Below are 26460 nucleotides of genomic sequence, written 5' to 3'. Positions count from 1 at the left end.
CTCCCTTTTCATCTTCAGGTTATACCCTTATATCCTGGAGAGTTACATTAAAAACTAAAGGCTTCAGCATCCGCCTCACAGGTAGAGACCGGACGCTAAAGCCCGGTTCTGAACCCTAAGGCTGCAGGTGTTTTGCGCGCCTGCTGCTTTGCAGCCATTCCATAATCTATTCTTTCGTAACAGCGTCCTTCTCTTTTTCAGTCGCGACAGCTGCTTCTTCTTCCATTTCTTCTCCGAGAGACAGGCTTTCAGAGGCTTGAGGATCTTCATCGTCTTCAAGATCTCTCATTTCAATTTCTTTTTCATCGCCGGAAAGAATTTTAACATCCATACCCAAGCTTTGAAGTTCTTTAATCAATACTTTGAAGGACTCAGGAACTCCCGGTTCCGGAACGTTTTCACCTTTGACGATGGCTTCATACGTTTTCACACGTCCTACGACGTCATCCGACTTAACCGTCAGGATCTCCTGAAGTGTATAGGCGGCTCCATAAGCTTCAAGCGCCCAAACCTCCATCTCTCCGAAACGCTGTCCGCCGAATTGCGCTTTACCTCCGAGAGGCTGCTGTGTAACGAGTGAGTAAGGTCCGGTAGAACGGGCATGGAGCTTGTCATCAACCATGTGAGCCAGTTTGATCATATACATGATCCCAACGGATACCCGGTTATCAAACGGCTCGCCTGAACGTCCGTCATACAGGACTGTTTTTGCGTCTCTTGCCATTCCGGCTTCTTCAAGCGTAGACCACACATCTTCCTCGCGCGCTCCATCGAATACCGGTGATGCCACATGAATGCCCAGGTAGCGTGCGGCCATACCGAGGTGAAGCTCGAGTACTTGCCCGATGTTCATACGGGATGGTACTCCCAGTGGGTTAAGCATGATATCTACCGGTGTGCCATCTGGAAGGTACGGCATATCTTCTTCCGGAAGGATACGGGAGATAACCCCTTTGTTACCGTGTCGTCCGGCCATTTTATCTCCTTCAGAGATTTTACGCTTCTGAACGATATAAGCACGTACGAGCTGGTTAACTCCAGGTGGCAGTTCGTCTCCATCTTCACGGTTGAAGACTTTCACATCAAGGATGATTCCGCCTCCGCCGTGCGGCACTCTAAGGGAAGTATCACGAACCTCACGTGCTTTCTCACCAAAGATGGCGTGAAGAAGCCGTTCTTCAGCAGTCAGCTCTGTTACACCTTTAGGTGTTACTTTACCGACAAGCAAGTCGCCATCTTTCACTTCTGCACCGACACGGATGATTCCGCGTTCATCAAGGTTACGGAGTGCGTCTTCCCCAACGTTTGGAATATCTCTTGTGATTTCTTCAGGTCCAAGCTTCGTATCACGTGCTTCGGACTCATATTCTTCAATGTGAATAGAAGTGTAAACATCGTCTTTCACAAGACGTTCGCTCATGATGATGGCATCTTCATAGTTATAGCCATCCCATGTCATGAACGCAACCATAACGTTGCGGCCAAGAGCCAGTTCGCCTTTTTCCATAGAAGGTCCGTCAGCAAGAATTTCCCCTTTTACTACTTCATCGCCTTCACTTACGATCGGACGCTGGTTGTAGCAAGTCCCCTGATTGGAACGGATAAACTTCAGCATGCTGTATTTATCAAGGTTGCCCTTTACTTTATTGCCGTCCACTTCATCATAGCGGCGGACATAAACGTTCTTCGCTTCTACTTTTTCAACGATCCCTGGGTGCTTACAGATAACAGCGGCACCTGAATCTTTACCTGAAACGTATTCCATACCCGTCCCGACAACAGGTGCTTCCGGCTGCATCAATGGAACAGCCTGACGCTGCATGTTCGCTCCCATCAGGGCACGGTTGGAGTCATCGTTTTCAAGGAAAGGAATACATGCTGTTGCAGCAGATACTACCTGCTTAGGAGATACATCCATATAATCGACGCGGTCACGTGCTACAACCGTGTTTTCACCACGGAAACGCGCAACGATTCCGTCGTCTAGGAATGTACCGTCATCACCAAGGCGGGCATTTGCCTGCGCCACTACATAGTTATCCTCTTCGTCAGCTGTCAGATAATCAATGCGGGCCGTCACTTTTCCTGTATCCGGATCTACACGGCGGTAAGGCGTTTCAATGAATCCGAAGCGGTTTACCTTTGCGTAGCTGGACAAGGAGTTGATCAAACCAATGTTTGGTCCCTCAGGCGTTTCAATAGGACACATACGGCCGTAGTGGGAATAGTGAACGTCACGCACTTCGAAGCCGGCACGCTCACGAGTCAGACCGCCGGGTCCAAGCGCTGACAGACGGCGTTTATGCGTCAGCTCAGCAAGCGGGTTCGTCTGATCCATAAACTGAGAAAGCTGAGAGCTTCCAAAGAACTCTTTAATGCTTGCAATAACCGGGCGGATATTAATCAGCTGCTGAGGTGTGATTGTATTTGTATCCTGAATGGACATACGCTCGCGCACCACGCGCTCCATACGGGACAGCCCGATGCGGAATTGATTCTGCAGCAATTCTCCAACTGAGCGGAGACGGCGGTTCCCAAGGTGATCGATATCATCCGTGTCGCCTACTCCATGAAGAAGGTTAAAGAAATAGCTGATTGAGGAGAGAATATCTGCCGCAGTGATGTTCTTGACCGTTTCCTCCACATAAGCGTTTCCGATTACGTTAATCACGTGCTCGCCTTCCGGATCATTTGGAGAGTAAATTTTAATAGATTGAAGAGTTGTTTCGTCTGTCACCACTCCGTTTGAGGGGTTAACAGATTTGAATCCCACTCCGCTCTCAAGGTTAGGAATAATGCGGTCCAGGGTTCTGCGGTCAATAATCGTACCCTTTTCAGCGATTATTTCCCCTGTTTCAGGGTCAGCCAATGATTCTGCAAGGCGCTGATTGAAAAGGCGGTTCTTTATATGAAGCTTTTTATTAATTTTATAGCGTCCAACACTCGCAAGGTCATAACGCTTCGGATCAAAGAAGCGCGACTCCAAAAGGCTTTTCGCATTATCAACTGTAGGAGGTTCTCCCGGACGAAGGCGTTCATAGATTTCAAGGAGCGCTTTTTCCGTAGTCTCTGTGTTATCTTTTTCAAGAGTGTTGCGTAAGTATTCATTCTCACCGAACAGCTCGGCGATTTCTTGATCAGAGCCAAACCCTAGGGCACGCAAAAGAACCGTAACTGGCAGTTTCCGAGTACGATCAATCCGTACATATGCTACATCCTTTGCATCGGTTTCGTACTCCAGCCAAGCGCCACGGTTTGGAATGACTGTTGCTGTAAAGCCTCTTTTACCATTCTTGTCGACTTTACCGCTGAAATATACACTCGGCGAACGAACCAGCTGAGATACGATAACACGCTCAGCTCCATTAATTACGAAAGTTCCCGTTTCGGTCATTAGAGGGAAATCCCCCATGAAGACGTCCTGGTCTTTCACTTCGCCTGTTTCTTTGTTGATCAAACGGACTTTCACGCGTAACGGAGCAGAAAAGGTTACATCGCGTTCCTTAGATTCCTCAACGGAATACTTTGGCTCACCAAGGCTGTAATCAATAAACTCTAGCGAGAGGTTGCCGGTGAAATCCTCAATTGGAGAGATATCCTGAAACATCTCTCTGAGTCCCTCATCAAGAAACCACTGATAGGAAGCGGTTTGGATCTCAATGAGATTCGGCAATTCTAATACTTCGCTAATGCGTGCATAACTTCTGCGTTGGCGGTGCCGTCCATACTGAACTAGTTGACCTGTCAACTGATTCACCCCTCAGTTCATGCATATTGGATCTGTAAAAAGCATCAAACTAGTCACCCTAGCAAATCATGCTTCTACAAGTAAATAACAAAACAAAAAAGGGTTTCTGTTAAGAAAACCACATTTTTTTGAACGAACAGATTCTATAAGTTTTCCCACATATGCTAAATTTATACATTTATTATGTAATTTAGACATTTGCAGAAATTTAAACATTGGCATTTTATAATATTAACATGCCAAAAAATACGAGTCAATCTTTTTTAGCTCTAATAATATAGTAGCCTTTTTTCTTCTGCACGACGCCGACTTCTTCAAATTGCTCTTCCAATTTAGCGACAGCAGATGGAGCGCCTTGTTTTTTCTGAATCACAGCCCAAAGTTCTCCGCCGCTGACCAGGTGATCAAAGCCTTTTTCCAAAATTTCATGGACAACTTTTTTCCCTGCCCTTATCGGAGGATTCGTTACGATCGCGGCATACCGTTGATCTTTGGCTTGCGAGTACAAATCACTCTGAAAAATTGAGACATTTGAAATTTGATTAAGCGCTGCATTTTCTTTTGCAAGCTCGATCGCTCTTGCATTAATATCCGCCATATCCACATGGCGGCTTGAAAACTTTTTCGCAAGCGCCAGTCCGATTGGACCGTAGCCGCATCCCATATCAAGGATGCTTCCAGCCGGCTCCGGCATTTCAAAAGCATCAATCAGAACTCTGGAACCAAAATCGACTTCATTTTTTGAAAACACACCTGAATCACTGCGGAATGTAAAGGAATGGCCAGCCAGTTCAAATGCCCAGCTCTTCTTGCTGCTTTGTACAGCAGGATTCTCAGAGTAGTAATGATCGCTCATTGTCTTACCTCCTCATGGGAGCTTCGAGAGTATATTCTATCATTTCGGGGAAGCAGCTTGCCAAGATTTTAGCCCGCGCTCTAATAGGGAAGTTCTTTCTTTTGGTAGAAAAAAGCCCGCTTTTGAACAGCGGGCTTTTTCTTATATAGAAAGGAATTACTTAACTTCTACGCCAGCGCCAACTTCTTCAAGTTTAGCTTTAAGCTCTTCAGCTTCTTCTTTAGCAATGCCTTCTTTGATTGCTTTTGGAGTGTTGTCAACCAATTCTTTTGCTTCTTTAAGACCAAGACCAGTGATTTCACGAACCACTTTGATAACCTTGATTTTTTGAGCTCCAGCAGATTCAAGGATCAGGTCAAATTCAGTTTGCTCAGCAGCAGCTTCACCAGCTCCAGCTCCGCCCATCATAGCTACAGGAGCAGCAGCAGTTACACCAAATTCTTCTTCGATAGCTTTAACAAGATCGTTCAGTTCTAGAACTGTCATATTTTTGACAGCTTCAATGATTTGTTCTTTAGACATTATATTTTCCTCCTTATTTTTCAATCAAATTTTATAGAAATACGGGATTAAGCGCCTTGTTCTTCTTTTTGCTCAGCAACTGCTTTGTTGACAAGAGCAAAGTTGCGGATTGGAGCTTGAAGAACGCTAAGCAACATAGAAAGCAAGCCTTCGCGGGAAGGAAGTTCAGCAAGAGCTTTAATTTCCTCAACGGATGCAATGTTGCCTTCAATGACACCAGCTTTGATTTCCAAAGCTTCGTTCTTTTTCGCAAATTCGTTCAAAACTTTTGCAGGAGCTACAACGTCTTCTGTGCTGAATGCGATCGCATTCGGTCCAGTAAGCGCGTCGTTAAGGCCTGAAAGTTCAGCTTTTTCCACTGCACGGCGAGTCATCGTGTTTTTGTAAACTTTGAATTCTACGCCAGCTTCACGAAGAGATTTACGAAGTTCAGTCACTTGTGCTACAGTCAGTCCGCGGTAGTCCACTACAATTGTAGATTTGCTGTCGCGGAACTTTTCTGTGATTTCGTCAACGATTTGTTTCTTTGATTCGATAATGCTGCTCATTGTTACACCTCCTGTAGAATGATTGTCATTATACCGTTCGGTTCGCATGAAAAAGCCCCCATGCTAGACATGGAGGCGCCGTTTATACATGAGCATAGAATGCAGTCTGTACAATATGGTCACACCTCGGCAGGAAATTAAGCTAAAATCAGCACCTGCTGTCTGCGGTATAATTATCTTATTAAGTTATCGCTTTTAAACAACAATGTGAATTATATACGAACTTCTATAAGAAGTCAACAATTATTTTGCAGAGAAGCTGGAAGAATCAACTTTGATTCCAGGGCCCATAGTGGACGTTACAGCAACACTCTTCATGTAAGTGCCTTTCGCTGCAGCTGGCTTCGCTTTGATCATGGTGTCATAAACTGTCGTGAAGTTTTCAACAAGCTTGCTGTCTTCGAAAGAAACCTTACCGATTGGAACATGGATGATACCGGCTTTGTCAACGCGGTATTCCACTTTACCAGCTTTGATTTCATTAACAGCTCTTTCAACTTCAAATGTTACAGTTCCTGTTTTCGGGTTCGGCATAAGCCCTTTTGGCCCCAATACGCGGCCAAGCTTACCCACTTCACCCATCATGTCAGGAGTTGCAACAATTACATCAAAGTCAAACCAGCCTTGCTGAATTTTTGTGATGAACTCGGAATCTCCAACATAATCTGCTCCTGCAGCTTCTGCTTCTTTCGCTTTTTCGCCTTTAGCGAAAACCAAAACTTTTTGAGTTTTACCAGTTCCGTTTGGAAGCACAACTGCTCCACGGATTTGCTGGTCATTTTTACGAGGGTCTACTCCAAGACGGAAAGCAACCTCTACTGTTGCGTCAAATTTCGCCGTGTTTGTTTTCTTAACCAAATCAACAGCTTCTGTTACAGGATACGTTTTCGAACGGTCTACAAGCTTTGCAGCTTCTGTATACTTCTTGCCTTTTTTAGCCATTTTCATTTTCCTCCTTATGTGGTTTTAGCGGAAATAACCTCCCACAGGTAAAAGCGCGGCTGGCCGGATGTCCGGACAGTGCGTTCGGATGGGGCATCTTAAAGCCTGATCCATCCAGGTCACAAATCTGTAAACGAGAATAAAGGCTGCGAACTTGTGAATCCAAACCCGCAACCCTCAAAAATCATCAATTAGTCTTCGATCACAATTCCCATGCTGCGTGCAGTACCTTCAACCATCAACATAGCCGCTTCAACGCTTGCTGCGTTTAAGTCAGGCATTTTTGTTTCAGCGATTTCACGTACTTTGTCACGCTTAACTGTTGCCACTTTATTACGGTTTGGTTCACCAGAACCAGACTCAATTCCAGCTGCTTTCTTAAGCAATACAGCAGCAGGCGGAGTTTTTGTAATAAAAGTGAAGGAACGATCTTCAAAAACAGTGATTTCAACCGGGATAATCAACCCAGCTTGTTCAGCTGTGCGTGCGTTAAATTCCTTACAGAATCCCATGATATTCACACCAGCCTGACCCAATGCAGGACCTACTGGAGGAGCCGGATTTGCTTTGCCGGCAGGAATTTGCAATTTAACCATTTTAATTACTTTTTTAGCCACGAGACACACCTCCTTAAGTCCGTGATGTGGTAATAGGGCCTTGCCCTCCCACTCATAACCTCATTCTTTATGTGAATGATTAGGGAAAATCAAGTTATCTGCCCCACTTTGAGTGAGACACACTGACTTATGAAATATTATCACTTTTCCCAATCCATTTCAAGTTATTTTCTGATTATAATTTATCGACCTGTGAGAACTCCAGTTCAACAGGGGTTTCCCGTCCAAACATGTTGACGAGAACCTTCACTTTTTGCTTATCTTGATCAATGTCCTCGATCATTCCGGTGAAGTTCGCAAATGGACCTTCAATAACTTTTACTGTTTCTTTCAGTTCGAAATCAATTTCTACTCGGCGTTCGTCCATGCCCATGCGTTTCAGAATCACTTCTACCTCTTCAGGAAGCAGGGCCGTCGGTTTTGAGCCGGAGCCTGCAGAGCCGACAAAGCCCGTTACACCCGGCGTATTCCGGACAACATACCAGGAATCATCTGTCATTACAATTTCTACGAGGACATAGCCCGGGAATACCTTTTTCTTCAAAACTTTCTTTTTGCCATTCTTAATATCTGTTTCTTCTTCTTCAGGAACAACGACTCTAAAAATCTTGTCTTGCATTGCCATTGATTCAACACGTTTCTCGAGATTTGCTTTTACTTTATTCTCATAACCGGAATACGTGTGAACAACATACCAATTTTTCTCCATACCTTCAGGACTTTTGTCCTTCCCTCCCAGCATTCATTTATTGTATAGTGTGCTGATCATGCGTATATCCAGGAAGCCCTGGAAGTACGCTGCTTTTATAATCACTCTGTTAACCCCATCTGCCGGGGAGTTCCCGTTAGACGCTAAAACGTCCGTGCATCGCTTCTCCGCAGGAGACTTCGCCCTTCTCCCCTGTCAGCATGATGCTCTAACACAGCTTTAAAGAAAAAACCGCAAATTAAAAAACCCGCTGAACGGGTCTTTTCGAACAAAGCTTTGGATTTATCATTTATTATAACACGGAAAACCCAGTTTTATTCAATAATCAGCGAACAATTAATCGAACCAGTTCAGAAATGCCCAAGTCTACGACTGCGAAGAATACAGCAGCGAAGACGACAGTTGCTATAACAACGATCGTATATCTAGTAAGCTCTTTGCCTTTAGGCCAGCTTACTTTTTTCATTTCACGACCGACATCCCCAAAAAACTTAGAAATACGTCCCATTTCGTTACCTCCAAAATAAAGAAAATACTAAAGCGGCCTCTCCGGTTTTCTTTCTAATTTGAAAGAGGATGGCTGGATCCGGTCGGACCTTCAAAAAAACAGCTGTACCTGATATTCATTGCTCAGGCAAAATAATTACGGCATAAAAGGGAAAGAAGTCCTATTTCGTTTCGCGGTGATTAGTATGGGCATTGCATACGCCGCAGAATTTCTTCATTTCCAGGCGCTCTGCTGTGTTAGCAGTGCTTTTCATTGTTGTATAGTTGCGGCTGCCGCATTCTGTACAGCCTAAAATTACTTTTTTTCGCATGCTGGACACCTTCCGCCATGTTTCATATTCCTACAAAATGTATCATAGCGTGGTTTTTCCTGTCAATAAAGGATCGAATTTGTCACAGACTCAGTTCCCTGAGTTCAAGGTATCTTTCAAGCTTTCTTTTCACACGCTGCAGCGCATTGTCAATCGACTTTACGTGCCGGTTCAGTTCTTCAGAGATTTCCTGGTAGGACCTCCCGTCCAGGTAAAGCGAAAGTACCTTTCTCTCAAGATCACTTAAGAGCTCAGCCATTTTCACTTCAATGTCGTCAAATTCTTCCTGGTTGATAAACAGCTCTTCAGGATCCATAATTTTCGCACCGGAGATGACATCCATCAAAGTCCGGTCTGATTCGTCGTCATAAATAGGCTTGTCCAGAGAAACATAGGAGTTGAGCGGAATATGTTTTTGGCGGGTTGCTGTTTTGATAGCGGTAATAATTTGGCGGGTAATGCATAGTTCTGCAAAAGCTTTGAATGAAGTAAGCTTGTCCTCTCTGAAGTCACGAATGGCTTTGTAAAGGCCGATCATTCCTTCCTGGACGATGTCTTCCCTGTCAGCGCCAATCAAGAAATAAGACCTTGCCTTGGCCCGGACAAAATTCCTGTATTTCGTAATCAAATAGTCCAGTGCATCACTTTCTCCGTTATGAACCAACTCTACAATCTGCTCGTCATCCAGAAACTGAAATTCTTCCTTGCTGAGATACCCCTTGCTGAATTGTGTATTCAAGCCGATCCCCCCGACCGCACATAGATAGCCATATTATACAGCACAAAAATTGGAATCGCAATACGGTTACAGGTCTCCGCGGCGCCATTTCTCAAAGGTTTTTATGACATCTTCCGACAATAAAATCTTCGATGGCGGCCGCTGGTTTTCCATTCGCTTCACTTTTTTCTTGATGCTCTCCTCTATTGCTTCCATCTCGTTCAGGAGCTCGCGGGCAGATTTCCTCAAGGCGCCCTGGCCGAAAATGGCCCATTGTTCTGTATAGTCCGATGTAGCTACGTGAATCTGAGTCCGAATATCGTTCAATTCAGAGGCAAGCTTTTCAATCCGCTCATCCGCTGTTTCGTTCTCTTTTGTGAAGATGACCTCCACCCGGTAATTTTTATGCTTTTTTTCTATTCCTTTTACAAGGTGCGCATCAAAGATGATAATGACCCTGTACTTAGTGAAAGCTTGGTATTCCGCCATTTTTTGAATAAGGAGGTCTCTGGCCTGGGCAAAGTAATCTTTTCTTAAGACCCTGAGCTCCGGCCAGGCCCCGATTATGTTGTATCCATCTACAAGCAGAATATTCATGGCCCTCAGTCCCCGAGAGGATGCCGTTTTCTGAATACCTCGTACATCAGCAGGCTTGCTGCAACCGATGCATTGAGAGAAGTAACGTGCCCCGCCATTGGAAGATTGATAAGAAAATCGCACTTCTCTTTTACGAGCCGGCTCACACCTTTTCCTTCACTTCCGATAACAAGGCCGATTGGCATCGTGCCATCCAGGGTACGGTAATCATCCGCACCCTTCGCGTCTGTTCCTGCAATCCATAATCCCTTTTCTTTAAGCTCTTCAATAGCTCTTGTAAGGTTGGTCACCCTTGCAACCGGCACATATTCAATTGCGCCTGTGGATGCTTTGGCGACTGTAGCTGTAAGGCCGACGGATCTTCGTTTCGGAATGACAATCCCGTGAGCGCCCACTGCATCAGCCGTTCTCATAATGGATCCGAGATTATGTGGATCTTCAAGCTCGTCCAATAGGAGAATGAACGGAGCCTCTCCCTTTTCTTCCGCTGCTTTCAGCAAATCATCCAGCTCCGCATATTCATAGGCAGCAACCTGAGCGACGAATCCCTGGTGGTTCCCCTCGACCATCTGGTCAAGCTTTCGCTTAGGAACGGTTTGGATGATGATTCCTCTTTCTTTTGCAATAGCTGTTATTTGCAGTGCAGAGCCTTTCACGGAATTCTCCGCCATCCACACTTTATTGATTTCCCTTTCTGACCTTAGGGCTTCCAGAACAGGGTTGCGTCCAATAATATAATCTTCCTGGTTCATCCTCTTTGCCTCCTTTCCTCCAGCAGTCTGATCGCTTCTGCGGCTATTTCATTGAGCCGCTCCTCTTTTTTTTCTAAAAAAAGAAAGCCGATCAGCGCTTCAAAAGCGGTGCTGTATTTATACGTCATCAGTTCCGTGTTTTTCGGAACAGTACCTGATTTGGCATTTCTGCCCCTCCGGAGGATATCCTGTTCCTCCTCCGTAAAGAACCCTGCTTCAGTCATGCTTTGAAGAGCATCAGCCTGAGCTTTTGCAGATACGAATTCTTTTGCATAGCGATGCAAATCATTGGGCTTTCCGAGACCCTTGGCCAGAAGGTGATGCCGGATATAAACCTCATATACGGCATCCCCCATATAAGCAAGAGCAAGGCTGTTCAGCTGTTTTGCCTGTTTAATTTTTTCCAGTTCTAGCATACAGTTAACCTCTTTTCCATCTGGTTCCCTGTGCTGTGTCTTCCAAAATGATATTTAAGTCCTTCAGCTGGCCGCGGATTTGATCTGCCTTGGCAAAGTCCCGGTCCGCGCGCGCCTGAATTCTTTTCTGGATCAGCTCATCGATTTCTTCATCCAGCAGCTCCTGCTCTCCGAATGAAATTCCCAAAACGGCTGCAAGTGCATCAAATTCCAACAGCAGCGCTTCAATCACTTCCTCTGACGTATGGGTTTCCTGAAGGTAATAATTGGCCAGCTTTGCCAGTTCAAAAAGAACCGAAATGCCGTTCGCCGTATTAAAGTCATCATCCATTTCCTTAATGAACATTTCGCGCAGTCCCTTAATTTTAAGGAGCCAGTCACTGTTATTTTCCGTAAGGTTCGTGCTGCTTTCTTTCCGGTGCTTTAAATTCGCATAAGCTGTTTTCAGGCGTTCAAATGCATTTTTTGTACTCTCCAGCAGCTCAACTGAATAATTGATTGGATGGCGGTAATGAACGGAAAGCATAAAGAACCGAAGCAGCTGCGGATCGAATTCTTTAATGATGTCGTGAACCAGAACAAAATTGCCGAGTGATTTCGACATTTTTTCATTATCAATGTTGATATAGCCATTATGAAGCCAGTATTTGGCGAACGGTTTTCCGGTTAAAGCTTCTGATTGGGCAATTTCATTTTCATGATGCGGGAAGGTCAGATCCTGTCCGCCTGCGTGGATATCAATGCTGTCCCCCAAATATTTCCGGGCCATGGCAGAGCACTCAATATGCCAGCCCGGCCGGCCATTTCCCCAGGGGCTTTCCCACGAAATTTCCCCTTCCTTAGCTGCTTTCCAGAGAACAAAATCCAGCGCATCCTGCTTTTTTTCGCCAACCTCAATCCTTGCTCCCGAGCGCAGCTCGTCAATCGATTGGTGAGAAAGTTTGCCGTAGCCTTCAAAGGCACGGGTTTTGTAATACACATCTCCCCCAGATTCATAAGCAAATCCTTTATCGATTAATGCCTGAACAAAATCGATAATGATGTCCATGTTTTCCGTCACACGGGGATGGACATCAGCATGGCTGCAGCCAAGTGCTGTTACGTCTTCAAAGTAGGCGTCAATGAAACGCTCTGCAATAGCCGGAACATCTTCGCCCAGCTCATTTGCTGCTTTAATAAGTTTATCGTCTACGTCTGTGAAATTTGATACATACTGAACGTCATACCCGCGAAACTCCAGATATTTTCTGACTGTATCGTATACAATAGCCGGACGTGCATTGCCGATGTGGATATAGTTGTAAACGGTGGGACCGCACACATACATCTTCACTTTGCCTTCTTCAAGCGGTTCAAATTGTTCTTTTGCGCGGGTTAGCGTGTTATATAGCTTAATGCCCATGTTCGTTCTTCCCTTCTCTTACTGATTCCAGTTCTGCTTTCAGCTTCAGAATTTCTTCTTCCAGCGCACGGAATTTATCATTCACCGGATCCGGAAGATCGGTATGATTTAAATCCCGCTTGATTTTCTGTCCATTACGGATCACGACGCGGCCGGGAATTCCGACAACGGTAGAGTGGTCCGGTACATCCTGAAGCACGACGGAGCCCGCTCCGATTTTTGAATTCTCTCCTATTGTAATCGAGCCGAGAACTTTTGCTCCTGTGGCTATTAAGGCATTATCCATGATCGTCGGATGTCTTTTTCCTTTTTCTTTCCCGGTCCCTCCCAGGGTCACGCCCTGAAAAACTGTAACATTGTTTCCGATTTCGCATGTTTCCCCTATAACAACACCCATCCCGTGATCAATAAAAAATCGTTTTCCAATTTTCGCACCGGGATGGATTTCAATTCCAGTAAAAAAACGGCTGATTTGTGAAATAGCCCTGGCGCCAAAGAACAGCTTCCGCTTGTAGAATGCATGGGCCAGCCGATGAGCCCAAACCGCGTGAAGCCCTGAGTAGGTCAGAAGGACTTCCAGATAGCTCCGTGCGGCCGGGTCCTGATCAAATACAACATCCACATCTTCCTTCAGCAGCTTAAACAATGCTTCTCCCCTCCTGTTTACCCCTGTCTGTGCGTTTTACGGCATAAAAAAGACGCCTCTGCCTATTGACAGAGACGCCTTATCGCGCGGTTCCACTCTGTTTAGGGCCTTTATACTGAGCCCTCAACTTTATACTCCTTAACGCGGAGCAGACGCTTCTGCCTACTGAACATTTCAGCAAAAGACTCAGGAGGTGCAATTCAAGATCAGCTTCACTTTAACCTCTCTCAGCCAATGGAGGTTTTCTCTGGAAAGGAAATCCGATCTCTACTATCCTCTTCAACGTTTTACTTATTATCTATACTATATAATATTTTATGCGAAATGTTAACGTATTAAACTTTCCACACGGGATAAAACTTTTTCTTTGCCAATCAGTTCAATAGACTGGGGAAGCTCCGGTCCGTGGGTCTGGCCTGTGACGGCAACGCGGATCGGCATGAACAGCTTTTTCCCTTTATGGCCGGTCGTTTTTTGAACCGCTTTAATTGAGGCCTTAATTTCGTCAGCTGTGAAGTGGTCCAGCTTCTCAAGCTCTTCTTTAAAGGCGGCCATTACTTCAGGCACCTGCTCCTCATCCAAAACGCTTCTGGCCTCCCGGTTATACTCAAGATCTGTTTTGAAAAACAAATCAGACAGCTCGACAATTTCCGCACCGTAGCTCATCTGCTCCTGATAGAGGGCAATCAGTTTTTTCGCCCATTGCAATTCCCCGTCTGATGGGTTTTCACTTAGCTTTCCTGCTTTAACGAGGTGCGGAAGGGCAAGATCCGCAACGGTTTCAGGATCCAGCTGTTTCATGTACTGATTGTTCATCCACATTAGCTTTTGCGTATCGAAAACCGCGGGTGACACAGACAGGCGGTTCGGATCAAAAATTTCTGTAAACTGCTCCCTGGAGAAAATTTCTTCCTCTCCAACCGGAGACCAGCCCAGCATCGCAATGAAGTTAAATAGGGCTTCAGGCAAATAGCCGAGGTCTTTATATTGCTCAATGAACTGAATGATGGATTCATCCCGTTTGCTCAGCTTTTTGCGGCTCTCATTTACAATCAGGGTCATATGACCGAATACAGGAACCTCCCACCCGAGCGCTTCATAAATCATAATTTGCTTAGGGGTGTTGGAAATATGGTCATCTCCGCGCAGGATGTGAGTGATTTTCATAAGATGGTCATCCGCTGCAACAGCAAAGTTGTAAGTAGGTGTTCCGTCTTTTTTCACGATAACAAAATCGCCGATGCCGTCGGATTCAAATGACACGTCTTCTTTTACAAGATCATGGAATGTTATCATCTGTCCTTTTGGTACGCGGAAGCGGATGCTCGGCTGGCGGCCCTCTGCTTCAAGGGCTGCACGCTGTTCATCGGTCAGATTGGAACATTTTCCGGAGTAGCGGGGCATCTCGCCGCGCGCCGTCTGCTCCTCGCGCTCCTTCTCAAGCTCTTCTTCTGTGCAATAGCATTTGTAAGCAAGATCTTTTTCCAAAAGCTCCTCATAGTACTTCTTGTAAATTTCAGTCCGTTCAGACTGGCGGTACGGTCCGTATTCACCGCCGACATCGATGCTTTCATCCCAATCCATTCCGAGCCATTTCAGATGCTTCAGCTGGCTTTCTTCGCCGCCTTCAATGTTTCTCTTCCGGTCTGTATCCTCAATGCGGATAATGAATTTTCCGTTCTGGCTTCTTGCGAAAAGATAATTAAACAACGCAGTTCTTGCATTTCCGATATGTAAATGTCCTGTAGGACTTGGCGCATAGCGCACGCGGATTTCACCTGTCATCCTCTTCTACCTCCGTAAATCCTGATTGTGTTTCACAATTTTAGAATACCCTTATTTTATCACTATTTAGAACGCCGTACAAAGCGGATTATCCCTTGATGAGCAGCACGGCAGCCTGTGAAGCGATGCCTTCCCCGCGGCCCGTAAATCCAAGCTTTTCAGTCGTGGTCGCTTTTACATTGACCTGTGAAGGATCGGCTTCAAGAAGGGAAGCGATTCTTTCCTGCATCTGCCCGATGTAAGGAGCCATTTTAGGCTTCTGGGCGATAATTGTACAATCGGCGTTCCCAAGTCTGTAGCCTCTATCCTTTACCAGATTCCATACATGCTGAAGAAGCTTAGCGGAATCTGCATCTTTAAACTCGGGATCTGTATCAGGGAAATGCCGGCCGATGTCCCCTTCCCCAATTGCACCGAGGCAAGCATCTGCTACTGTATGGAGAAGAACATCCGCATCGGAATGGCCAAGCAATCCCTTTTCATAAGGTATTTCAATTCCTCCAATGATTAGCGGCCTTCCCTCTGTCAGTTGATGAACGTCAAATCCCTGTCCTATTCTTATCATCGCTTTTTTCCTCTTTTCTTTGTTTGAGTATCGCCTTTGCAATCAGCAGATCCTCCGGTGTCGTAAGCTTCAAGTTGGCATACGAGCCGGGGATGACCTTAACTTTCTGGTTCAACCGTTCAATCAGACTGGCATCATCTGTCCCTTGATAACGGCTTCGCTCCGCGTCTTCATGGGCATGAAGGATAGCAGAAAGACGAAAAGCCTGTGGGGTCTGTACCGCCCACAAGCTTGATCGTTCTACTGTTTCCAGCACTTCCCCTTGATCCACTCTCTTAATCGTATCCTTTACAGGCACAGCAAGCGTCGCAGCCCCTTCTCTTTGAGCCGCTTCTGCCAGCTCTTGCAAGACCGGATACTCGATGAACGGGCGGGCCCCGTCGTGAATGAAAACAACCGGCTCTTCAGCGTGCTTCAAGCCATTGTAGACACTCTCCTGCCGTTCGGCTCCCCCGCCTGTCATCTTCTTAATTTTCGTGAAAGAAAAGCGCTGGATCATATCCATGAATTCGTCCCGCTCAGCCTCATTGATCACAAGGATGATTCCGCAGCAGGCAGGGTCTGCTTCAAAAACGGATAAGGTATGAGCAATGACAGGCTTCCCTTCGAGCTCAATAAACTGTTTGTTCTTTCCCGCATTCATTCGTTTCCCCTGACCAGCAGCCGGTATGACGACTTCATAGTTCATGTTGTTTCTCCTTCGTTAAAGAGCTTTTTCAAGCAGCTTCGGTTTGGCGAAAATCATCCGCCCTGCAGAGGTCTGCAAAACAGATGTTACCAGCACGTCAATATGCTTGCCGATGTAATTGCGTCCATCTTCGACAACAATCATCGTTCCGTCATCCAGATAAGCTACACCCTGATTGTGCTCTTTTCCATCTTTAATTACTTGCACTTTCATCTCTTCACCCGGAAGAACAACCGGTTTGACGGCATTTGCCAGGTCATTGATATTGAATACGGCCACATTTTGCAGCTCACACACTTTATTTAAGTTAAAATCGTTCGTTACGACTACACCGGATGTAAGCTTAGCCAGCTTTACAAGCTTGCTGTCCACTTCCGAGATTTCTTCAAAATCGCCTTCGTAGATTTCAACTTTGATCGCGAGCTCCTTTTGGATTCGGTTCAAAATATCAAGGCCCCTGCGTCCTCGGTTTCGTTTGAGTACATCCGATGAATCAGCGATATGCTGAAGCTCTCCGAGGACAAACTGAGGAATGACAATGGTTCCTTCAAGGAACCCGGTCTGACAGATATCCGCAATCCTTCCATCGATGATGACACTTGTATCAAGAATCTTCAATTTTTTGGATTCAACCTCTGATTCCTCTTCGCCGCTCCCTTTTTTCTTGTTAATGCGGCCGGGCAGTGAGAATAGACCGATCAGTTCTTCCTTCTTCTTAAACCCTACCTGAAATCCGAGATAGCTTAACAGCAGTGTCAGAAAAACAGGAATGATCATGCTGAACACTTGATACGGAATATCTTTAAACGGAATAACATTAACAACCAGAAAAGCAATTATGAGTCCAAAAACCAATCCGAGACTTCCGAAAAGCACATCTGTTACCGGAGCTTTTACAAGGGACTCTTCCCACTTTTTAATCCAATTAACAGCGTAATCCACAAGCCAGAAAGTAGCCAGGAAGAAAATCACGGCTCCCAGTATCGCAAGTGTATACGGTGTATTTAAAAAAGGTATGTCCTGTAGATTCATAAGTTTTAGTAAAGCGGGCATAAAAAAGATTCCCAATACTCCTCCTGTAATCAGAAAGAAGATTTGAACGATTCGCTGTAACATACCTTCACCTCCTTTTAACCATTATAAACAGAATACAAGAATTAAAACGTATAGCCATTATATTTTCAATATTTGTAATCAGAATGAAACTAGTCTGACAATTGTTTCTGTTAAACAGAATTTTTATACCCGTTTTTCAGAAAAATAAAACGTCAACGGTCCAGCAAAGCCTGCTGCTGCATCCGTTTCAGGCCGTCTTTAATTTTTTTCGCCCTGATTTCGCCGATGCCCTCCACCTCATCCAGCTGTTCTACGGTCGCATGAAAAATAAGTTTCAGATTCAGGAATTTCGTCACAAGATTGTCAATAATGGAGGGCGGAAGCCGCTGAATTTTACTTAAAATCCTGAATCCCCTCGGCAAAATTTGTTCTTCTGTATTTGTATAGTGCGGATGTCCGAGCAGCTTAAACAGCACGCTATCTTCAAGTAAATCAAAATTTGCCAGCTCCTGCAGCTGTTTAAGAACAGCCCGCGGATCCTGAAGCCGGTTCAAACTGTAGTCCTTTATTAAAAGGATGGTTTCCCCTTCAATGTCTGTGACCAGCTCACTCATCTGGAGGCGGATGAGGCGTCCTTCCGTTCCGAGCTCATTGACATAAGTTATGATCTCATTCTTGATCCGCAGCACCATTTCAATCCTGTGCAGGACATGCAGCACTTCCCCGTAGGTGACGAGCTCTTCAAACTCAAGTGCATTTAAATTCGCGATGGACTGGTCGAATACCGTTTTATATTTTTCAAGGGTTTGAATCGCCTGATTGGCCTTTACTAATATGACTCCAATGTCCCTGAGCGAATACTTATGCTCCCCATGGTAGAGAGTGATGACGTTGCGGCGCTGGGAGATGGCAATGACAAGGCAGCCCGTCTGCTTAGCCGCTCTCTCTGCAGTCCTGTGCCTCATCCCCGTCTCAGACGAAGGGATGGAGGAATCGGGAACGAGCTGTGCATTGGCAAAAAGGATTTTCTGGCCGGAGTCACTCAAAATTATCGCCCCGTCCATTTTGGCCAATTCGTACAAATGTGCCGGAGAAAAAGGAGAATGGATATAAAAACCGCCGTCCACGATTTCCTTTATTTTTTCATTGTAGCCAAGGACAATCAAGCCGCCCGTTTTTGCCCTCAGGACGTTCTCAATGCCTTCGCGGATTGGTGTCCCCGGAGCTATAAATCTTAGAATATCCTTTAAGTATCTGGCCGATTTCTGTTTGTCCAACATGCCGGTCACCCCCCGAGTGAATGCTGAAGAGCCTCTGATACACTCTTGACTCCGATTATTTTAATACCAGCAGGCGGTGTCCAGCCCCCGATATTGGCTTCAGGAAGAATGACCCGTTTAAACCCGAGCTTGGATGCTTCCTGAACTCTTTGCTCAATTCTTGATACTCTTCTGACTTCTCCGGTCAGACCGACCTCGCCAATGATAATATCCATCGGGTTGGTGGGCACGTCCCTAAAACTCGAGGCAATGCTTACGGCCACAGCCAGATCAATTGCCGGTTCATCGAGTTTAACGCCGCCTGCAACCTTTAAATAAGCGTCCTGATTTTGAAGCAGCAGCCCGACACGTTTTTCCAGAACGGCCATCAGCAGGGGAACTCGGTTATGATCAATCCCTGTTGCCATCCTCCTTGGATTGCCAAAGCTTGTCGGGGAGATTAATGCTTGTATTTCGACGAGAACAGGTCTTGTTCCTTCCATAGATGCCACAACGGTTGATCCCGCAGCACCCTTTGACCGCTCTTCAAGGAAGATCTCTGACGGGTTCAAAACCTCCGTGAGCCCCGCTTCCTTCATTTCAAAAATACCCATCTCATTCGTTGACCCAAAACGGTTTTTCACAGCCCGGAGAATCCGGTACGTATGGTGCCGTTCTCCCTCAAAGTACAAAACCGCATCCACCATATGTTCCAGAAGCCGGGGCCCGGCAATGGATCCTTCTTTTGTGACGTGGCCGACAATAAAGATTGCAATCCCCTTCGTTTTGGCGATTCTCATCAGCTCAGCTGTACATTCCCTTACTTGGGAAACACTCCCAGGTGCAGAAGTAATCTCACTTTGATAAACGGTTTGAATGGAGTCGATTACAACAAACGCAGGCTCCGCCTCTTCAATGGCCTTTGTAATGAATTCCATGTCCGTTTCAGCCAAAACCAGGAGCTGGTCCGATGAGACATCCAGGCGGTCCGCTCTCAGCTTCGTCTGTTTTACCGATTCCTCGCCGGATATATATAAAACCCGGTTCCCTAAATCCGCAAGCTGGGAGGATACTTGGAGAAGCAATGTGGACTTCCCGATACCGGGGTCGCCGCCAATTAAAACAAGAGAACCTTTCACAATGCCGTTCCCGAGCACGCGGTTTAGTTCCTTCATCTTTGTCTTAATACGGGGTTCAGCCGTCGTCTCGATCTTGGTGATCGGTGCAGCTTTTTGGGCTGTCTGGGCAGAATGCTGAAAGGAGGTCCTTCTCGTGCCGGTCCCAGCTCCAGTTTTAAAGGTTTCTTCGTTCATCGTATTCCATTGGCCGCAGCCCGGACATTTCCCCATCCACTTGGCAGATTCATAGCCGCATGACTGGCACATAAATTTTGTCTTTGTTTTTGCCATGGTTCTACCTCTCTTTTTCTCTGTCTGAACGAAGAAAGCGAGGCATACCGTTTATGCTGTATGCCTCTGCTTCAATCTTTACTGATTCAGTTTTTCAGCCTGCTTTACGGTGAACTCATTGTCCTGAACATCAAGCGTTATGTTCTGGCCTTTTTCGATATTGCCTCTCAGCAATTCTTCAGACAGACGGTCTTCTACATGCTTTTGAATGGCTCTGCGGAGAGGTCTCGCCCCGTATTCCAGGTCGACACCCTCCTCCGTAATCTTGTCAATGGCAGCATCAGTAAGCGTCAGGGACAAGTCCTGTTCAGCCAAACGCTTTGTGAGCTGACCCGCCATGAGCGTTACGATTTCTTTCAGATGTTTTTTCTCTAATGAATGGAAAACGATGATTTCATCAATCCGGTTGATAAATTCCGGGCGGAACGCTTTCTTCAGTTCGCCCATCACTTTTCCTTTCATGTCCTTATAATTCTGGTTCTCATCCTGAACGTTAAAGCCAACATATTTATTGCGCTTCAGCTCGCTTGCCCCTACATTGGACGTCATGATGAGAATCGTGTTTCTGAAGTCGACCGTTCTTCCTTTAGAATCCGTCAGGCGGCCGTCTTCCAGAACTTGAAGCAGGATATTGAAAACATCCGGGTGGGCTTTCTCGATTTCATCTAGAAGGACTACGGAATAAGGCTTTCTTCTAACCTTCTCCGTCAGCTGTCCTCCTTCATCGTAACCGACATATCCGGGAGGAGAACCGACCAGTCTTGAAGTTGAGTGTTTTTCCATATACTCAGACATATCAATGCGAATCATCGCATCCTCGTCTCCGAAGATGGATTCTGCAAGAGCCCTGGCAAGCTCTGTTTTACCAACACCTGTCGGACCAAGGAAGACAAATGAGCCGATCGGGCGCTTCGGATCCTTTAATCCCGCTCTCGCTCTTCGTACAGCTTTCGCCACTGCGACGACCGCTTCGTCCTGGCCGATCACACGGGAGTGAAGGAGCTGCTCCATATTCAGAAGCTTATCCGTTTCGGTTTGGGCGAGCCGCGATACCGGAACTCCTGTCCAGTTGGAAACGACCATGGCAATATCTTCAACAGTCACTTCTGAATTTTCCTGACCCTGTTTTTCTTTCCACGTTTTCTTCGTTTCATCCAGCTGTTCACGAAGCCGCTGCTCGGTATCTCTAAGGGATGCTGCTTTTTCAAATTCCTGGCTTTGAACTGCTGCATCCTTCTCCTTGCGCACTTCCTCCAGCTTCATTTCCAATTCCTTTAAATTAGGAGGAGTGGTGAAAGAACGGAGTCTTACTTTAGAACCGGCTTCATCAATCAAATCAATCGCTTTATCGGGAAGAAATCGGTCTGAAATATAGCGGTCTGACAATTTTACCGCAGCATCTATCGCTTCGTCCGTGATGGATACGCGGTGATGGGCCTCATACCGGTCACGCAGGCCGCTTAAAATCTGGATGCTTTCCTCTACCGTCGGCTCATCTACTGTAATTGGCTGAAAACGGCGCTCAAGCGCTGCATCTTTTTCGATGTATTTACGGTACTCATCAAGGGTTGTCGCCCCGATGCATTGAAGCTCTCCCCGGGCAAGAGAAGGCTTCAGGATGTTGCTCGCGTCAATAGCCCCCTCCGCTCCGCCTGCCCCGATAAGGGTGTGGAGCTCATCGATGAAGAGGATAATGTTGCCCGCCTGACGGATTTCATCCATCACTTTCTTCAGACGGTCCTCAAACTCACCCCTGTATTTCGTTCCGGCTACAACCGTTCCCATGTCGAGCGTCATTACCCGCTTATCGCGCAGGATCTCAGGCACTTCATTCTGAACAATCTGCTGGGCAAGGCCTTCAGCGATGGCTGTTTTACCTACTCCAGGCTCCCCGATTAAAACAGGATTGTTTTTCGTTCTGCGGCTCAGCACCTCTATTACGCGCTGAATCTCTTTTCCCCGTCCAATTACAGGGTCCAGGCTGCCTTCACGGGCGATTACGGTTAAATCACGGGCAAGGCTGTCAAGCGTCGGGGTATTGGCATTTGTCATCCCGCCACCCTGATGGCCGGATGAAGATTCATTGCTGCCAAGAAGCTGAAGAACCTGCTGTCTTGCTTTGTTCAAGCTTACGCCTAGATTGTTAAGTACACGGGCTGCAACCCCTTCTCCTTCACGGATCAGTCCGAGAAGAATATGCTCTGTTCCCACATAAGAGTGGCCGAGTTTACGGGCTTCATCCATTGAAAGCTCAATGACTTTTTTGGCGCGGGGGGTATAGTGGATCGTCTGGGAAATATCCTGCCCTCTGCCAATCAGGCTTTCTACTTCTTTTTGAATCTTTTCTGAGCCAAGACCAAGTGCATTCAGCGCTTTCGCTGCAATTCCTTCCCCTTCGCGTACGAGACCCAAAAGAATATGTTCTGTTCCTATGTTGTTATGTCCAAGTCTTACTGCCTCTTCCTGGGCAAGTGCAAGTACTTTCTGTGCTCTTTCAGTAAATCTTCCGAACATCATACGTATCAGCCTCCATCTATCTCCATTTTTAAACGTTCACGAATCAAAGCGGCTCTGCGGATATCTCTCTCATTCGGCTGTAGTACTTCTCCCGAATACTGCTGCAGAAAACCAGGCTGAGTCAAAATCATCAATTCATTTAAAATATTTCTGGAAACGTTTTGTATTAGTCCTAAGTCAATCCCCAGCCTCACATCCGACAGACACCTGGCCGTTTCTTTCGATTCAATGATCCGGCTGTTGGCAAGCACTCCGTAAGAACGGTAAATTCTGTCTTCGAGCTGAATCTTTGATGTCTGCAAAACCGCTTCCCTTGCCGAACGCTCCTGGGCAATCAGCTGCTGGACGACACTTAAAAGATCTTCTGCAATATCCTCTTCTGATTTTCCAAGGGTGATCTGGTTGGAGATCTGGAACAGGTTACCTAAAGCTTCGCTGCCCTCGCCGTAAATTCCTCTAACCACCAGGCCAAGCTGGTTAATCGCCGGAACAATCCGGTTCATTTGCTTCGTTAGAGCGAGAGCGGGCAGATGCATCATCACAGAAGCTCTCATTCCAGTGCCCACGTTCGTCGGGCAGCTGGTTAAATATCCTCTATTTTCATCAAAAGCATAATCCACTTCTTTTTCTATCCAATCATCGAGCCTGCCCGCCACTTCCAGAGCCTCTTTGACCTGCAGACCCGGGAACAAACATTGTATTCGAACATGGTCCTCTTCATTCACCATAATGCTGACTTCCTCATTTACAGAAAGCAGGCATCCGGAGAAAGACGAATCTTCAGCCAGATTGGGACTGATTAAATGCTTTTCAACCAGGACTCTTTTTTGCACATGTTCCAGGTCACTCATTTTCAGAAGCACAAAAGATCCAATGTCAGGAAAAGATTGTTCGGAAAACCTTTCTTCAAACAATGACAATATGTTCTGTGACTCTTCATCGGACGCTAAAGCCGGAAACCGAAACTGCTCAATATTCCGCGCCAGCCGGATCCTGCTGCTTAAAACAATATCTGAATCCGGTCCTTCCTGACTCATCCAGGCACTCATTGCATTGTTCATAAAATCCTGCAATGACATAGTCTATGCTTCCTCCCCTCTACCCATATTGATCTGCCTGACAATCTCTTTAATCTCATCCCGGAGCTCTGCCGCCTTTTCAAACTCCTCTTGAGCGATATGATGCTGCATCAGTTTTTTCAGATCCTCCATGCGTTTTTGAAGGTGAATGCTCCCACCGATCCGCTTTGGAATTTTACCTCCATGAACAGTGTTGCCGCTATGAACCTTTCTTAAAATAGGTGTAATCTCATTTTGAAACGTTTTATAGCATTCTGAACACCCAAACCGGCCGGCTTTGCCAAACTGTCTGTACGTCATGCCGCATCGGGGGCAATGCTGGACCTCCTCTGCCCTGTACATGGAAGAAGCATCGGATTTTGCAAGCTTCGTCTCGAAATTAAGCAGGCCTGATAAAAGAGAGTTTATGGAAAATCCGCCATCACTTCCGAATACCATCATATTACTATTCTCTTTCGCACATTGTTCACAAATATGAACCTCTGCTTTTTCTCCATTGATCACTTTCGTAAAATGGAACGTTGCCGGTCTTTCATGACATTCCTGACACACCATGAGGATCACCGCCTTGCAATTAGTTATATTTTAGGGACGTTAGCATAGCCTTCAGCATCCTTGACCTTAATTCATCCCTTAAGGGCAAATCCACATAAAGAACTGAACGGTCCATGACACTCAGCATAATTTTGGCTTCTCTGGGTGTAATGACATTTTCAGCTGCCAGCCTTAAGACAATATCCTCCGCCGGAGCCTGGGGCAATCTATCGCCCGCCAGTTCAATCATCTGCTCCAGTAAATGGGCATCGTCATTGGACTGTACTTTGATGATGCGTATATATCCGCCTCCGCCGCGCTTGCTCTCCACCATATAGCCTCGTTCTACAGTAAAACGAGTGTTAATGACATAGTTGATCTGAGACGGTACACATTGGAACTTATCAGCAATCTCGCTCCGCTTAAGTTCTACAATTTCTTGCTCACTCATATCGAGAACCTGCTTTAAATACTGCTCGATTACGTCTGATATGTTTCTCATCAAGCCTCCTCCTCACTTGACTTTGACTATATTTGACTAATATAAATATATGATGTTCCCGTCTTTTTTTCAACTATTTCAAACTTGAACTTTCTGTATTACGTTTCCCATTCATTCCGTTTCGTCACTTCCAGGGTATACGTCGAAGCATTTTGATCCTTTTCATCATGTTTTACCTTCATTTTATACACCACTAGGTCGTTTTGATCTAATGTCTTCAAGACTTCTTCGAGGTCGTTTCCTTGCTGCACCTTTACTTTCATTGTTTCCCTTTCTTCCTTTTTCCTAAAACTCCAATGCACCCGATTCAGGAAAGAAAGACTCAGCCAGACTGCCAGTGCGGTAAAACCCGCGAGGATATACATACCTGCGCCTATAACCAGACCCAGTCCTGCAGAGATCCAGATGGATGCAGCTGTCGTTAATCCATGAATGCTGCCGCCTTTCACCAAAATCGTTCCAGCTCCGAGAAATCCAATGCCGCTGATCACATAAGAAGGAATACGGGAGGGGTCAAACTGAGTATGAGGGTACTCATCCAAGTACTCTTTAAAGCCGTAAAGGGATAGCAGCATAAGCAGACAGGCTCCGATTCCCACGATTAAGTGGGTCCTGAACCCTGCCGGATGCCCGTTGATTTCCCGCTCGGCCCCAATAAAGCCGCATATAATAGCTGTAAAAACAATCCGGATCATCATCGTAACTTCATCTGATCCTATAATATCTTTCATCGTTTCCATTAATCTTCACCTGCAAACTTCCCAAATAAAAAATTTGATTCTTCTCTTATACCCTTTCTGGAGAGGATAGAAACTTTTGATGGGGGTGGGCTGGGGGAGTGGGCTGAAGGGCTGAGGGTATCTCTGGGGGGACGAGGGGACGAGGGTGCATTGGAGGAATGCGGGTGGGCTTGAGGGTAGTCACGAAGGACGAGGCTGGATTGGGGAGTGCAGGGGGGCTTGAGGGTAGTCACGAAGGACGAGGCTGGATTGGGGGAGTGCGGGGGGGCTGAGCTGGCGCGTATTTGGCCTGGTATGGTCCAAAGGAACAGGGCTTGGATGGGGAACGGGGGGCTGAGCAGAGGAATGGGGACTGGTTTTGGAAGGACGATACTCTTTTGTATTTGTGGCGGGTGAAACTGTATGGATATGTTTTGGTTTTGTGGTGGCTGGCGGGTGATTGGTCAATTAGGGTGCCTGAATAGTCGATTATCATCTAATTTTCAGCATTTTGAAGTCGTTTTAGAGGGAAAGCGGAGAACATTATTGGATTTATGTAGTCGATGGCGTTAAAACATTGGAAGGATAGAGGCAAATGCTTGCTAGATATCTACTCTTTCGAATTTATCGGCGGTATTTTCATTATATCGGCTATTATTGAAAGATATCGGCTATTTTTCCAATATATCGGCTATTTTTTACTTTTATCGACCGAAACGGGGCGGATATCGACTTTTCGGGAGGATTCGACAAAGTTGGCATCTCCGGCATCCCCGGGCCCCCGGCAGCCAGGCTCCAGGTGGCGTTCCCACCAGCATCGGCCAAGGCGGTTTCGGGTATCCGCCTCGCCCTCTTCCCTCCCGCCATTCCAGGCGTATCAATCCCCTTCCATCCCACCCAAACCCAAACAAAAAAAGGACCCCCCATTCAAAACGGGCGGATCCTTTTCACTTGTACCTGGCAACATCCTACTCTCGCAGGGGGAAACCCCCAACTACCATCGGCGCTGAAGAGCTTAACTTCCGTGTTCGGTATGGGAACGGGTGTGACCTCTTT

26 protein-coding genes, 1 rRNA gene and 2 other annotated features are annotated in these 26460 nt (G+C 46.2%); all 27 genes read right to left on the bottom strand.

The window, feature by feature from the left end:
• Positions 1–166: 166 nt before the first annotated feature.
• Positions 167–3748 carry a DNA-directed RNA polymerase subunit beta gene (gene rpoB / locus ACQCVE_RS16485; protein ID WP_426846716.1) on the bottom strand — a complete coding sequence of 1194 codons (3582 nt, stop codon included), beginning with the start codon at positions 3746–3748 and terminating at the stop codon, positions 167–169.
• A gap of 253 nt (positions 3749–4001) precedes the next feature.
• Positions 4002–4604, bottom strand: a complete 603-nt coding sequence (locus ACQCVE_RS16480; RefSeq protein ID WP_426863433.1) for a class I SAM-dependent methyltransferase — start codon at positions 4602–4604, stop codon at positions 4002–4004.
• A 156-nt stretch (positions 4605–4760) separates the two neighbouring features.
• Positions 4761–5126, bottom strand: coding sequence for a 50S ribosomal protein L7/L12 (gene rplL / locus ACQCVE_RS16475; RefSeq protein WP_426846719.1), 366 nt, complete (start codon positions 5124–5126; stop codon positions 4761–4763).
• A gap of 47 nt (positions 5127–5173) precedes the next feature.
• Complete coding sequence (gene rplJ, locus ACQCVE_RS16470; RefSeq protein WP_426846721.1) at positions 5174–5674, bottom strand: 50S ribosomal protein L10; 501 nt, start codon at positions 5672–5674, stop codon at positions 5174–5176.
• Positions 5675–5713: 39 nt separating this feature from the next.
• Positions 5714–5860: a sequence feature (ribosomal protein L10 leader region), on the bottom strand.
• A gap of 57 nt (positions 5861–5917) precedes the next feature.
• Positions 5918–6616: a 50S ribosomal protein L1 gene (gene rplA, locus ACQCVE_RS16465; protein ID WP_426846723.1), complete on the bottom strand. Its 699-nt coding sequence runs from the start codon at positions 6614–6616 to the stop codon at positions 5918–5920.
• Positions 6617–6807: 191 nt separating this feature from the next.
• Positions 6808–7233, bottom strand: a complete 426-nt coding sequence (rplK, locus tag ACQCVE_RS16460) for a 50S ribosomal protein L11 (RefSeq protein WP_035406751.1) — start codon at positions 7231–7233, stop codon at positions 6808–6810.
• Positions 7234–7408: 175 nt separating this feature from the next.
• Positions 7409–7942 (bottom strand): transcription termination/antitermination protein NusG, encoded by a 534-nt coding sequence (nusG, locus tag ACQCVE_RS16455; protein ID WP_426846726.1) that lies wholly within the window; start codon positions 7940–7942, stop codon positions 7409–7411.
• Positions 7943–8267: 325 nt separating this feature from the next.
• A complete protein-coding gene (gene secE, locus ACQCVE_RS16450) occupies positions 8268–8450 on the bottom strand; it encodes a preprotein translocase subunit SecE (RefSeq protein ID WP_426846728.1) in 183 nt (60 codons plus the stop codon).
• 160 nt (positions 8451–8610) lie between these two features.
• Entirely contained in the window at positions 8611–8760 is a 150-nt protein-coding gene (gene rpmG / locus ACQCVE_RS16445) for a 50S ribosomal protein L33 (RefSeq protein ID WP_426846730.1), read from the bottom strand.
• Positions 8761–8842: 82 nt separating this feature from the next.
• Positions 8843–9499: an RNA polymerase sporulation sigma factor SigH gene (sigH, locus tag ACQCVE_RS16440; protein ID WP_426846732.1), complete on the bottom strand. Its 657-nt coding sequence runs from the start codon at positions 9497–9499 to the stop codon at positions 8843–8845.
• 66 nt (positions 9500–9565) lie between these two features.
• Positions 9566–10075 (bottom strand): NYN domain-containing protein, encoded by a 510-nt coding sequence (locus tag ACQCVE_RS16435; RefSeq protein ID WP_426846734.1) that lies wholly within the window; start codon positions 10073–10075, stop codon positions 9566–9568.
• A 5-nt stretch (positions 10076–10080) separates the two neighbouring features.
• Entirely contained in the window at positions 10081–10827 is a 747-nt protein-coding gene (rlmB, locus tag ACQCVE_RS16430) for a 23S rRNA (guanosine(2251)-2'-O)-methyltransferase RlmB (RefSeq protein WP_426846736.1), read from the bottom strand.
• Positions 10824–11243: a Mini-ribonuclease 3 gene (locus ACQCVE_RS16425; protein ID WP_426846738.1), complete on the bottom strand. Its 420-nt coding sequence runs from the start codon at positions 11241–11243 to the stop codon at positions 10824–10826. The genes rlmB and ACQCVE_RS16425 overlap by 4 nt, the downstream gene beginning before the upstream one ends.
• Positions 11244–11247: 4 nt before the next feature.
• Complete coding sequence (gene cysS, locus ACQCVE_RS16420; RefSeq protein ID WP_426863432.1) at positions 11248–12645, bottom strand: cysteine--tRNA ligase; 1398 nt, start codon at positions 12643–12645, stop codon at positions 11248–11250.
• The gene (cysE, locus tag ACQCVE_RS16415) at positions 12635–13291 is read right to left on the bottom strand and encodes a serine O-acetyltransferase (protein WP_426846741.1); all 657 of its coding nucleotides are present in this window, start codon (positions 13289–13291) and stop codon (positions 12635–12637) included. The genes cysS and cysE overlap by 11 nt, the downstream gene beginning before the upstream one ends.
• Before the next feature lie 67 nt (positions 13292–13358).
• Positions 13359–13583, bottom strand: a binding site (T-box leader).
• A gap of 35 nt (positions 13584–13618) precedes the next feature.
• The gene (gltX, locus tag ACQCVE_RS16410; RefSeq protein WP_426846743.1) at positions 13619–15076 is read right to left on the bottom strand and encodes a glutamate--tRNA ligase; all 1458 of its coding nucleotides are present in this window, start codon (positions 15074–15076) and stop codon (positions 13619–13621) included.
• Between the two features lie 88 nt (positions 15077–15164).
• Positions 15165–15641 (bottom strand): 2-C-methyl-D-erythritol 2,4-cyclodiphosphate synthase, encoded by a 477-nt coding sequence (gene ispF, locus ACQCVE_RS16405; RefSeq protein WP_426846745.1) that lies wholly within the window; start codon positions 15639–15641, stop codon positions 15165–15167.
• Complete coding sequence (gene ispD / locus ACQCVE_RS16400) at positions 15616–16329, bottom strand: 2-C-methyl-D-erythritol 4-phosphate cytidylyltransferase (RefSeq protein WP_426846747.1); 714 nt, start codon at positions 16327–16329, stop codon at positions 15616–15618. Before ispD ends, ispF begins: the two co-directional genes overlap by 26 nt.
• Before the next feature lie 15 nt (positions 16330–16344).
• Complete coding sequence (locus ACQCVE_RS16395; protein ID WP_426846749.1) at positions 16345–17445, bottom strand: PIN/TRAM domain-containing protein; 1101 nt, start codon at positions 17443–17445, stop codon at positions 16345–16347.
• Positions 17446–17597: 152 nt separating this feature from the next.
• Complete coding sequence (gene disA / locus ACQCVE_RS16390) at positions 17598–18665, bottom strand: DNA integrity scanning diadenylate cyclase DisA (RefSeq protein WP_426846751.1); 1068 nt, start codon at positions 18663–18665, stop codon at positions 17598–17600.
• 5 nt (positions 18666–18670) lie between these two features.
• Positions 18671–20053, bottom strand: coding sequence for a DNA repair protein RadA (gene radA / locus ACQCVE_RS16385; protein WP_426846753.1), 1383 nt, complete (start codon positions 20051–20053; stop codon positions 18671–18673).
• A gap of 78 nt (positions 20054–20131) precedes the next feature.
• On the bottom strand, positions 20132–22570 hold the full coding sequence (gene clpC, locus ACQCVE_RS16380; RefSeq protein ID WP_426846755.1) for an ATP-dependent protease ATP-binding subunit ClpC: 2439 nt from the start codon (positions 22568–22570) through the stop codon (positions 20132–20134).
• 5 nt (positions 22571–22575) lie between these two features.
• Positions 22576–23649 (bottom strand): protein arginine kinase, encoded by a 1074-nt coding sequence (locus ACQCVE_RS16375; RefSeq protein ID WP_426846757.1) that lies wholly within the window; start codon positions 23647–23649, stop codon positions 22576–22578.
• A gap of 3 nt (positions 23650–23652) precedes the next feature.
• The gene (locus ACQCVE_RS16370) at positions 23653–24204 is read right to left on the bottom strand and encodes a UvrB/UvrC motif-containing protein (protein WP_426863431.1); all 552 of its coding nucleotides are present in this window, start codon (positions 24202–24204) and stop codon (positions 23653–23655) included.
• A gap of 19 nt (positions 24205–24223) precedes the next feature.
• The gene (locus ACQCVE_RS16365; protein ID WP_426846761.1) at positions 24224–24685 is read right to left on the bottom strand and encodes a CtsR family transcriptional regulator; all 462 of its coding nucleotides are present in this window, start codon (positions 24683–24685) and stop codon (positions 24224–24226) included.
• 98 nt (positions 24686–24783) lie between these two features.
• Positions 24784–25425 carry an MgtC/SapB family protein gene (locus ACQCVE_RS16360; RefSeq protein ID WP_426863430.1) on the bottom strand — a complete coding sequence of 214 codons (642 nt, stop codon included), beginning with the start codon at positions 25423–25425 and terminating at the stop codon, positions 24784–24786.
• Between the two features lie 934 nt (positions 25426–26359).
• Positions 26360–26460 (bottom strand): 5S ribosomal RNA (rrf, locus tag ACQCVE_RS16355); the annotation flags it as partial.

It is taken from the genome of Metabacillus sp. 113a (assembly GCF_050107635.1).
Lineage (GTDB): Bacteria > Bacillota > Bacilli > Bacillales > Bacillaceae > Metabacillus_B.
Note: the sequence above shows the minus strand (reverse complement) of the source record. Positions and strands in the feature narration are given on the sequence as shown.